This window comes from Kitasatospora sp. NPDC056327 (genome assembly GCF_042261735.1).
Taxonomy (GTDB): domain Bacteria; phylum Actinomycetota; class Actinomycetes; order Streptomycetales; family Streptomycetaceae; genus Kitasatospora.
Window position 1 is genome coordinate 1 of sequence record NZ_JBHJRC010000289.1, and the last position, 10,587, is coordinate 10,587.

A 10,587-nucleotide genomic window follows, 5' to 3' on the forward strand; every position below is an offset into this window, starting at 1 on the left:
GCCGGGAACGGGGCCCGTTCGCCGTGTTCCCCCGGGGAGGACGGGCGGGCGGCCCGGGGGAACCGGCGGCGGCCGGTCCTGCGCCCGGTCCGGCGGTCGCCGGGGCGCTCGCGGAGGTGGCCCGGGGACGGCCGGGGAGCCGGTTGTCGGTGGGCCTGTGTAGCGTTCGGGGTGAAAGAGGGCGTACGGCGCGAGGGGCGCGATACGCCGCGGGTCGGGGCGGTGCGGCGCTGCGCGGCCGCCCGGTGGGAGGTTGAGGACGTCGTGACGGACACGGTCGAGGCGGGGACGGTCGAGGCGAACGTGGGCGAGGCGGAGACGGGCACCGGGCTGGAACTGCCGGAGTCCTGGCGGGAGGTGCTGGGCGCCGAGACGGAGAAGCCGTACTTCGGCGAGCTGGCGGCCTTCGTCGCGGCCCAGCGGGCCGAGCACCAGGTGTTCCCGCCGAGCGGGCAGGAGTTCTCCGCGCTGGAGGCCACCCCGTACGACAAGGTGCGGGTGCTCGTCCTCGGCCAGGACCCGTACCACGACGACGGCCAGGCCCACGGCATGAGCTTCTCCGTGCTGCCGGGCACCAGGACGCCGCCGTCGCTGCGCAACATCTTCAAGGAGCTGGACGCCGACCTCGGCATCCCGGCGCCGGACAACGGCTACCTGATGCACTGGGCCGAGCAGGGCGTGCTGCTGCTCAACGCGGTGCTCACCGTCCGCGCCCACGAGGCCAACTCGCACAAGGCCAAGGGCTGGGAGAAGTTCACCGACGCGGTGATCAAGGCGGTCAGCGCCCGCGAGGAGCCGGTCGTCTTCGTGCTCTGGGGCAACTACGCCAAGAAGAAGCTGCCGCTGATCGACACCGACCGGCACGTGGTGGTCCAGGGCGCGCACCCGTCGCCGCTGTCCGCCAAGCTGTTCTTCGGCAGCCGGCCGTTCTCGCAGATCAACACGGCGCTGGAGGGCTTCGGGGTCGACCCGGTCGACTGGCGGATCCCGGACCTCAAGCAGGCCTGAGCAGGCCCGAGCGGTCCGCGCCCCGCGCGGATCCTGACGGTGCGTCTCCTCGCCCCGGGCCGCCCGCCGTTCACCTGCCGGTGGGCGGCGGGCGGGGCCCGGTGTGCGAAGCTGGGGCCGTCCGGGTCGCGCCCGGACCGGTTCTGGGAGGGGCGGTACGTGCGCCGAGTTGGGCGAGGGACGGGGTTCCGGCTGGCCGCGGGGGCGGCGCTGCTGGGGCTGGTGACGGGTGCCGCGGGGTGCTCGCAGGGCGGTCCGGCGGGGAACGCCGGCGGGGCCGGGGAGGCTCCTGCCGCCGCGAGTTCGACGCCGCCGCCGGCCTCGCCGACCGGTTCGGCCCCCGGTGCGCTCCCCCAGCTCCCCCAGCTCCCGGGCCAGACCTTCTACGTCTCCGACCAGACCTCCGCCGCCCGCCAGGTGGCCGCCCTGCGCGGCCAGGGCCGTGCCGCGGAGGCCGACACCCTGCTGCGGATCGCCGGCCAGCCCTCCTCGCAGTGGCTGGGCGACGGGGCGGCCCGGGGCATCGTCGAACAGGTCGGCCGCCGCGCCGCGGAGGCCGACCGCACACCGGTCTTCGTCGCGTACAACATCCCGCACCGGGACTGCGGCCTCTACTCGGCAGGCGGCGCGCCGGACGCCGCCGCGTACCGGGCCTGGGTCACCGGCCTGGCGGACGCGATCGGTGACCGCCGGGCCTGGGTGGTGCTGGAGCCGGACGCCGTCGCGCACACCCTGGACGCCTGCGGGGTCAAGGGCGACGCGGCGGCCGAGCGTTACGGCCTGCTGGCCTTCGCCGTCCAGGAGTTGAAGAAGCGCCCGCGGGTCCGGGTCTACCTGGACGCGGGCAACCCGGGGTGGACGCCCGACCCGGTCGCGCTGGCCGAGGCGCTGCGCAGGTCGGGGGTGGCGGCGGCGGACGGCTTCGCGGTGAACGTCTCCAACTTCTTCTCCACCGACCGCAACGTGTCCTACGGCGCGCAGCTGTCCGCCCTGCTGGACGGCAAGCCCTTCGTCGTCGACACCAGCCGCAACGGCAACGGCCCGCTCAGCCCCGAGGCCTGGTGCAACCCGGCCGGCCGCGCGCTCGGCGTGCCGCCCACGACCGGAACCGGCCGGCCCGGCGTCGACGCCTACCTGTGGGTCAAGAACCCGGGGGAGTCGGACGGCGAGTGCGGCCGCGGCGAGCCCCGGGCGGGCGAGTTCTGGCTGCCGTACGCGCTGGGGCTGGCGTCCGCCGGCGCGACCGGGTAGCCGCTCGGCCCGGCCGGGGGCCCGGACCGCCGCTCACGGCGTGACCCGGATCCAGCGGGCCGCCGACGGGGTGCCGGCCGCGTCCGCGACGAAGAGCATGTACCAGCCCGGCGGCAGCAGGTCCGGGTCGGCGGGCAGGGTGAGCGCGAGGTCGTCGGTCGTGCGCGCGGTGATGTCCAGGGCCACCGAACGCTGCTCGACGTCGGTGGCGTGGGTGACCGAACTCGGCCGCACCAGTTTGGCGGTGGCGATGCCGCCGGGCGAGGGGAGGGCCACCCGGACGGTGCCGCCGAGCCGGGCGGAGGACGGCGCGGCGGTCGGCGCCGGCCGCTCGCCGCGGAACAGGTAGGGCGGGCTGTAGATCTCGATCCGCTGCTCGAAGGTGCCCGGTTCGGTGTTCGCCCGGTCGTTGAAGAGCGGGTCGGAGCCGAGCACCGCCACCCGTCCGTCGGGCAGCAGCAGGGCCTCGGAGTGGTAGTTCCGGCCGACCGCGGGCTCGGCGGCGGTGGTGAAGGTGTTGGTGTCCGGGTGGTAGGTCTGCGCCTTGAGCAGGTCGCTGCGGTGCTTGCCCCGGTAGTCGGCCGAGCCGCCGGTGGTGAAGACGGTGTCGTCGGGCAGGATCACGCTGTTGAGGTACCGGGTGCCGCCCGCGGGGAGGTCGGGGCCGGGAGTGAACGCGGGCCTCGCGGCGGTGAGGTCGGCGATGTCGGTGCGGGCGGTGGAGAGCGGGGACTCGCCGACGCCCCCGCCGCCCAGCACCATCACCTTCTGCGCCTGCGCGGGCGGCAGCAGGACGGAGGAGGAGGTCTCGGTCAGCTCCGGGTCCCGCAGCCCGGGGACGGGCTGGAAGCTGTTGTCCGTGAGGTCCCAGAGCCCGGGTTCGCGGCCCTGGTCGGCCGGGCCGTAGCCGGCGTTCGAACCGGAGTAGAAGAGTCTGCCGGACGCGGTGAGGAAGATCGACGGGTAGGTCGGGAAGTAGCGGTCGGGCGCCTTGGACCAGGTCTTGTCCGCCGGATCGTAGATCTCGTTGTCGTTGCCGCCGAGGATCTGCCCGGTGTCGTCCAGACCGGAGACGGTGACCACCCGGCCGTCGCCGAGCCCGGTCAGCGTCGGGTACCAGCGGGCGTGGGCCATGTCGGTGACCTGCTCGTACATCTCGGTGTCGGGGTTGAACTCGAAGGCGGCGCGGATGCCCTGGTAGTCCTGCTTCTCCAGGGTCATCCGCTCGGCCGTGCCGTAGACGTTGCGGGCGTCGGCGCCGGTCAGGCCCTCGACCGCGTACTGGGCGGGGGAGGTCAGCACCGAGTCCCGGCCGGGGTCCACCGCCTCGGCGAAGACCCGGGTCTCGGAGGCCTTGACGACGGTGGCGGCGCCGGAGCCGGTCTTGGTCGCGGCGGGGACGGTGAGCTCGTCCGTGGAGACGTAGGCGCGGCCGTTGGGACCGCGGAAGACGGTGCCCCGGGGGAGGGTGCGGGCGGCGTCCGGGTTCTCGTTGCGGACCCGCATGGTGCCGGCCGCCTTCTTCACCGCACCGTCCAGCGCCTCGTAGCGACGGGTGCCGCCGGCCACCAGCATCCGGCCGTCGGGCAGCGAGGTGTGGCCTCCGCAGAACATGTCGGCGGGGGTGGGCACCGGTTTGTAGGTGTTGGCGACCGGGTCCCAGAGCAGGCTCTTGAAGGTGCCGGCGTCGAAGTTCCGCTGGTTGTTGCCGGAGCCGGCGATGATCAGGACCTTGCCGGTGCGCAGCAGGGCGGCGTGGATCGCGTTGATCCGGAACTCGGCGGGCAGCACCAGGGTCTGCCAGTGGCCGTACCGGGCCTTGTAGGCGGGGCGGTTGATCACGTACTGGTGGTACTGCGCACCGGCGAAGCCGAGCACGGCGGGCGCGTTCATCCCGGCCACGGTCAGGGCGACGGTGCTGCCGAGGGCGAAGCGCCGGGTGCGTCCGGCGTTGCGGATCTTCACGGTGGTTCGTCATCCCCTCGTGGCGGGCGCGGGCAGGGGTGCGGGCGCGGATGCGGCCGCACCGGGTCCGGCGGGTTCGGCGGCCGTGCCGGCCGGGGCGGGAACGGGCCCCGGGGCGGGGACCGACCCGGCCGGGGAGAGCGCGAGGGTGGAGACCGGCCGGGCCCGCCGGCGGCGGACGGCGTCCCACCCGAGCAGCAGCACCGGCAGCAGGCTGAGCAGCAGGGCCAGGGCGGCCCACGTCCGCATGGCGACGTGGTCGTGGCCGGTGCGGAAGGACACGGCGAGCGCGCCGCCGAACACCAGCGCCCAGAACAGGTGGAGCCGGAAGGTGGTCACCCGGTCGGGGCTGGCCGACAGGCCCTTGGGCGTCACCACGAACCGGCTGCGGATCCGCAGCAGCGCCTGAACGAACGACGCCGCGTAGACCGGCCCGCAGAGCGCCGACATCACCATGCCCGCCACCCCCGAGGAACCCGCCGGCTCGTGCGGGCTCACGTTGTGCTTGCGGTTCCAGGTGTAGAGCAGCATCTGCAGCGCGGCGGCGTCGCTGTAGAGCGCCATCCAGATCTCCGACGACACGTGGACGCCGGAGGCGCCGAACCCCAGGTAGAGCACGCTGGACACCCCGCCGAGCAGCCAGGTCAGCGCCGCCGTCGGGTAGAAGGAGACCATCAGCGTGTAGTTGAGCAGCCGCCCCGGCGACAGGCCCCACATCGCGCGCCCGTACTGGGTGAGCAGCGTCTCGTAGGTGCCCCGGCTCCAGCGCAGCTGCTGCGAGAAGAAGTCGGTCCAGGACGACGGGCCTTCGCCGACCGCCAGCACGTCCGGCGTGTAGACCGACTTCCAGCGCGCGCCGGTGGCCGGGTTGCGGTGGCGGTGGAACTCCAGGCCGGTCGCCATGTCCTCGGTGACCGAGTCATACAGCCCGCCGATCGCGCGCAGCGCCCCGATCCGGACGGCGTTGTTGGTGCCGACGAACATCGGCGCGCCGTAACGGTTCCCGGCCCGCTGGACGAGGGCGTGGAAGAGGTACTGCTGGCTCTCCGCGAACCGGGTGACCGTCGATCCCGAGCTGCGGTAGTTCCCGTACACCTGGGGGCCGACGACGAACGCCACGTCCGGGTCGCGGAAGTAGCCGAGCATGCGCTCGCAGAACTCCGGGAGCGGGACGTGGTCGGTGTCCACCGAGACCCAGAAGTCGTAGTCGGCGCCGTAGGCCTGCAGCCAGGTGTTGTAGTTGCCGTGCTTGGTCCTGGCCCGGAACCGGCCCTTGGCGGTGTTCCACTGGTCGATCTCGCTCCGGCTGAAGTGGCGCACGCCCAGCCCGTCGCAGAGTTCGCGCATGGCGGGATCGTTTCCCTCGTCCAGCAGCCAGACCTGGAACGGGCCGTCGTGCCGGACGGCCAGGGCCGCGGCGAGCGTGGCGCGCACCATCTCGGGCGGCTCCTTGCCCGGGACGCAGGTGGTGAGGAACGCGACCCGGGTGCCGCGTTCGGGCGGCACGGGGACGGGGTCGCGGGCGGCGAGCGTCGCGTGGGTGTTGGAGACGACGTTGACCAGCCGGAACACCTCGACCACCGCGATGATCCCGATCATCACCTTGTCGCCGGCCAGCAGCCAGGCGTCGGTCTCGCCGGGCCGGACCGGCCAGTGGCCGGGCTGGAGCAGCCAGACCAGCAGCACCACCTCGACCAGGGGTGCGGCCAGCAGGAGCAGTGCGGCCCGGATCCGGTGCGGTTCGCGGCTCAGCAGGCTGCGGTAGCGCACCCGGTAGGGCCCGGCACCGTCGCCGGTCGTGGGAGCGGCCCCGTCGGCGGTGCCGCTCCCCGGCTCGACGGCCGGCCCGGCGAGGCGGCTGAAGTGGGCGTAGTTGTAGGGGGCTTCGGGGACGGCGACCGGCTCCGTCGCGGCGGTCCGGCCGGGGGCGGGCGGTTCCGCGTCCTGTGCCCGACGCGAGAACGGCCCGATCATGTGCGCTCCCCCCGTGGCGGACCGCGGGGCCCGCCTTCGTGCGTGCTCCGACCGGGCGTGTGCGATCCGCCCCGCCGTGCGGGGCCGTACGGTGGCGGACCGGCTCCCCGGGGCCCCGCCCACGACGCGCAGCCACCGCCCGGCGGACGGTTCCGCCCGCGGGACTCCGGTGGAGCCGGACCGCCGGTCGTGGGAACGTGCCCGATCGATCCTGGTGCGTGACGGTGCGGTGGCGCGATGACGTCGACGACGGGATCCCTGCGGCGTCCCCGAACTGCCTTCCGGGGGCGCCGGGTTCCCCGGGCTTCCCCAACTGTCCCGGAGGGGCCCGGCGATTGCAACCGGTCCGGGGCACGATCGCCGGGCGGGCCCTGGAGGGTGGCGATTCCCGGCCAACCGGGGATCCGCCGGAGTCCCCGGGGGAGGCGTACCCCGGGGGGAGCGGTCCCCCGGACCGGCCGTCGGCGGGGCGGCGCACGGCGGACGGTATGGAGCCGGCCGCCACAGTGGGGCGGGCCGGGGCGTCGGCCGGGCACATGTCGCGGCCCGCGGACCCCGGCTACGGTTCGGGCATCCGCCCCCGCGGCGCCCCGGGGATCCACCGGCCGTGCGCGGCCGGTCGGCACCGCCGTCACCGTCACCGCCGCCGGAGCCGCCCCGTCCGGTGCCCGTCGCCGCGAACGGCGCGCCCGGTGCCCGGGGATGTCACAGTGGACGCGGTGCTCGCCCGGCCGGGTCCGGCGGCCCGGACCCGGAGCACCGCCCCACCCGGCACGTCCGCTCCACCCGCCCCACCCGGCACGTCCGCTCCACCCGCCCCACCCGGCACGTCCGCTCCACCCGCCCCACCCGGCACGTCCGCTCCACCCGCTCCACCGGGCGCTCCGGTCCGCCGGCCGGGTCGCTCCACCGCCCAGTACCCGCCCCACCGGAGGGAGTCCAGCGTGAGCCGGTCCGAGAGTGCGTCGAGCGGTCGGGCGACCGACCGGTCCGTGCAGCCGCCGCCGGCCGGGCGGCCCGTCGCACCCGCCGAGCCCGCGCCGCCCGCCGAGGCCCCCGGGCCGGCCGGGCCGACCGCTCCCGCGCTGCCGGAACAGCTCGGCGTCCCCGTCCCCGGCGGTGAGCTGCCCGTGCTCCGCTGGCCCGCCACCGTCCCCGGTGCCCCGACCGTGGTGGCGGTGCACGGGATCACCGGCAACGGCCTCGCCTGGTTCGAGGTGGCCCGCCGCCTCGCCGGGCGGGCCACCCTGCTCGCCCCGGACCTGCGCGGCCGGGGCGCCGCCCGCGACCTCGGCGGGCCGTACGGACTGGCCCGGCACGCCGACGACGTGGCGGCCCTGATCACCGGGTTCGGCTTGGGCCCGACGGTGGTCGCCGGTCATTCCATGGGCGCCTGGGTGACGGCGCTGGCGGCCGTCCGCCACCCGCGGCTGGTCGGCCGGGTGGTGCTGGTCGACGGCGGGGTCGGCTTCCCGCTGCCCGAGGGCGTGGGGGAGCAGGACGCCCTGGCCGCCGTGCTGGGGCCGGCGCTGGCCCGGCTGTCGATGACCTTCCCCGACCGGCAGGCTTACCGGGAGTTCTGGCAGCGGCATCCGGCCTTCGCCGGCGGCTGGTCCGAGGGCATCGACCGCTACGTCCAGCGGGATCTCGTCGCCGGCGGATCCGGGCTGCGCTCCTCCTGCGTGCGGGCGGCGGTCGAGACGGACGGCGCGCAGGTCCTGCTGGACGAGGAGGCGGCCGGCGCCGTGCACCGGCTGCCCTGCCCGGGCGAACTGTTCTGGGCGGAGCGCGGTCTGCTCGACGAGCCGCAGGGCCTGTACGACGAGAAGCGGCTCGCCGCCGCCGGACTGGACCGCGCCCACCCGGTGCGGACCTCGCCGGTGCCGGACAGCAACCACTACTCGGTCCTGTGGGGCCGGGCCGGGGCGGAGGCGGTGGCGGGCGCCCTGCTCGGCACCGCCTCCGCCCCCGCCGCAGCAGCCGGGTAGCCGCCGGGCCCCGGGCCGGAGGGGCCGTGCCTCAGCCGGCCGCGCCGAGGAAGGCCTCCCAGCCACCGGCCGGCGCCTGCCCGACGTTCAGCGTGCGCAGCTTGCGCAGGGTGGACTGGTCCTGCACCTCCAGCCACTCGACGAGCTGCTTGAAGGAGACCAGCCGGACCTCGGGCCTGCCGGCGACGGTCTTGAGCGTCTGCTCGACGGCGTCCATGTAGATGCCGCCGTTCCACTGCTCGAAGTGGTTGCCGATGAAGAACGGCGCGCGGTTGCCGTTGTAGGCGCGGTCGAACCCGGCCAGGTAGGCGTCCCGGGCCTGGTTGCGCCACTCGTCGTACCTGGCCGGGTCGCCCTTGGTGCTGCCGTTCGACTGGTTGGCCAGGATGTTGTAGTCCATGGAGAGCACCTGGAAGGTGTGCCCGGGGAAGGGCATGCTCTGCAGCTGGAGGTCCCAGATCTTGCCGTCCTGCACCTTCTGGGGCCAGATCTGCAGACCGCCCGAGGAGCTGGCGTCGTACTTCCAGCCCAGGTTGGCGATGGTCGGCAGCAGGGCCTTCTGCCCCTCCAGGCAGGGGGTGCGTCCGCCGGTCAGCTCCTTCCGGTAGTCGAAGGGCAGCGGGTCGACGTCGGTGAAGCCGGTGTTGGTCCGCCACTGGGTCACGAAGCCGACGGCCTGGTCGATCTCGCTCTGCCAGTCCTCGGGGGTCCACTTGTTGACGCCGTTGCCGTCCGAGCGGGTCGAGCAGAAGTGGCCGTTGAAGTGGGTGCCTATCTCGTGGCCGGCCAGCCAGGCCTGGCTGATGAGCTTGAGGGTGCTCTTCACCGCGCCGTCCGACAGGAAGGGGATGTCGGAGGCGCCGACCGAGTGCTTCGGCGGGTGGTAGAGGTCGGACCTGCCCTTGGGCAGGGCGTAGATGCCGGAGAGGAAGAAGGTCATCGAGGCCTTGTGCTCCTCGGCGAGCTTGAGGAACCGGGGGAACTGGCCGTCCTCGGTCCCGCCGGCGCCGTCCCAGGAGAACACCACGAACTGGGGCGGGCGCTCACCGGGCTTGAGCTTCTCCGGCTTGGGCTGGTTCGGCTGCGGGCCGGTGTCGGAGGTCGAGCCGTCGCCGATCGGCCTGCCCTTGGCCGGGGTCGCGCCGGGGGTGCCGGTGGCCGTTCCGGTGCCTCCCGCGCCGCCGGTGGTGGCCGGGGCGGAGCCCGGGCCCGTGGTGGCCGCCGGCCCGGAGCCGCCTCCGGAACAGGCCGCCACCGCTCCGAGGGCCGCGGTCGCGGCGGTGGCTGTGAGCACGGTCCTGCGCGAGATGCTGCCCATCGTCTCCCCTGGATGCCCGGACCGGATGGTGACCGCGACCGGGGTCGCGTCGGTCATATCGGACAATTGATTGATTATCCGTTGTTAGCATGTCATGCGGACGCAGGGGGTCGCCAAGGAGCCCGGGGTCCGCCCGAACCGAACACGCCGGGCACACCTGTGCGGGATGCGAAGAGATGTCTTCTGTTGCCGTCCTGTGACGTTTCGCCCATTTCGGGCAGCACGTTCCGGGGGAGTCCTCAGGAGGGCCGGTACCGGGTGCCGACGTCCGCACCCGTGCCGTGACCGGCGCCGGGGCGGGGCCCCGGGGTCAGCCGAGGGCGAGCCGGCGGTTGCGGCGCACGACCCGCGCGATCGCCGTGCTCACCACGGTGGCGGCCGTGCAGGAGACCGCGAGACTCAGCCAGGCGGTGTCGAACCAGTGGCTGTTGAGCCACCCCAGGGTCACGATGTAGGCCGCCCAGATCATCCCGGCCAGCGCCGACCACCGCAGGAATCGGTGCGGATGCGCGGGGGAGTGCCCGATGGCCAGGTCGAGCACGGTCCGCCCGGCCGGGACGAAGCGGGCGATCACCACCATGGCCGCCGCGGCCCCGGTGGTGCGTCCGTCCAGTGCCTCCTGGACCCGCACCACGCTGGCCGCCAGCTTCGGGCGGTGTTCGAGCCGCCGGCTGACCACCGGCGCGCCGCGGCGGGCCAGCCGGAGCAGCAGCAGGTCCCCGAGGAAGGAGGCGACGGCCACGCCGAGCCCCAGCATCAGGGGGGCGCCGTCGATCTGCGCCGTCTTGAGCACCGCGAGGATGACCAGGGTCCCGCTGGGCAGGAAGGGGAGGAAGGCGTCGCCGAGCACGGCGCAGAGCGCCAGGGCGCAGATCCATGAGGATCCGACCAGTGTCGCTATGTCCATCTCCGCGTACTCCCTCCAGGCTGCCCGGGGGAGGAGCAGTGGCTGCGGGGGACAACGCTAGCGCCTCGACTTTTCATGCCATGAAGCACCCCGGCTGTGCGGCGGCTCACAGCCCGCGCCTCCCGGGTGCCGGGCGTCCCGCCGGGCCGGGCCGGGGTGCCCGGGGCACCCCGGCC

The 10,587-nt window shown here is 74.6% G+C and carries 7 protein-coding genes; 3 read left to right on the forward strand and 4 right to left on the reverse strand.

Features of this window, described 5'->3' with window-relative positions:
* Positions 1 to 330 precede the first annotated feature (330 nt).
* Together ACFCX4_RS29910 and ACFCX4_RS29915 are read left to right on the forward strand one after the other, a co-directional pair.
* Entirely contained in the window at positions 331 to 1,008 is a 678-nt protein-coding gene (locus ACFCX4_RS29910; protein ID WP_376149133.1) for a uracil-DNA glycosylase, read from the forward strand.
* A 159-nt stretch (positions 1,009 to 1,167) separates the two neighbouring features.
* Positions 1,168 to 2,259: a glycoside hydrolase family 6 protein gene (locus ACFCX4_RS29915; protein WP_376149122.1), complete on the forward strand. Its 1,092-nt coding sequence runs from the start codon at positions 1,168 to 1,170 to the stop codon at positions 2,257 to 2,259.
* Between the two features lie 33 nt (positions 2,260 to 2,292).
* Here ACFCX4_RS29915 and ACFCX4_RS29920 read toward each other — a convergent pair whose 3' ends face one another.
* Positions 2,293 to 4,224 carry a galactose oxidase-like domain-containing protein gene (locus tag ACFCX4_RS29920; protein ID WP_376149125.1) on the reverse strand — a complete coding sequence of 644 codons (1,932 nt, stop codon included), beginning with the start codon at positions 4,222 to 4,224 and terminating at the stop codon, positions 2,293 to 2,295.
* Between the two features lie 9 nt (positions 4,225 to 4,233).
* Entirely contained in the window at positions 4,234 to 6,198 is a 1,965-nt protein-coding gene (locus ACFCX4_RS29925) for a glycosyltransferase family 2 protein (protein ID WP_376149127.1), read from the reverse strand.
* 1,085 nt (positions 6,199 to 7,283) lie between these two features.
* On the opposite strand from ACFCX4_RS29925, the gene ACFCX4_RS29930 reads away from it, so the two are divergent.
* A complete protein-coding gene (locus ACFCX4_RS29930) occupies positions 7,284 to 8,186 on the forward strand; it encodes an alpha/beta hydrolase (protein WP_376149135.1) in 903 nt (300 codons plus the stop codon).
* A gap of 31 nt (positions 8,187 to 8,217) precedes the next feature.
* Here ACFCX4_RS29930 and ACFCX4_RS29935 read toward each other — a convergent pair whose 3' ends face one another.
* Both ACFCX4_RS29935 and ACFCX4_RS29940 read right to left on the reverse strand, forming a co-directional pair.
* Positions 8,218 to 9,504: a hypothetical protein gene (locus ACFCX4_RS29935; RefSeq protein WP_376149138.1), complete on the reverse strand. Its 1,287-nt coding sequence runs from the start codon at positions 9,502 to 9,504 to the stop codon at positions 8,218 to 8,220.
* A 310-nt stretch (positions 9,505 to 9,814) separates the two neighbouring features.
* Positions 9,815 to 10,411 (reverse strand): DedA family protein, encoded by a 597-nt coding sequence (locus tag ACFCX4_RS29940; protein WP_376149130.1) that lies wholly within the window; start codon positions 10,409 to 10,411, stop codon positions 9,815 to 9,817.
* Between the last annotated feature and the right edge of the window lie 176 nt (positions 10,412 to 10,587).

What these genes read in the sequence shown, in the direction of transcription:
- ACFCX4_RS29925 (WP_376149127.1), bottom strand. Translation starts at nt 6,198, where the DNA reads ATGATCGGGCCGTTCTCGCGTCGGGCACAGGACGCGGAACCGCCCGCC.
- ACFCX4_RS29940 (WP_376149130.1), bottom strand. Translation starts at nt 10,411, where the DNA reads ATGGACATAGCGACACTGGTCGGATCCTCATGGATCTGCGCCCTGGCG.
- ACFCX4_RS29935 (WP_376149138.1), bottom strand. Translation starts at nt 9,504, where the DNA reads ATGGGCAGCATCTCGCGCAGGACCGTGCTCACAGCCACCGCCGCGACC.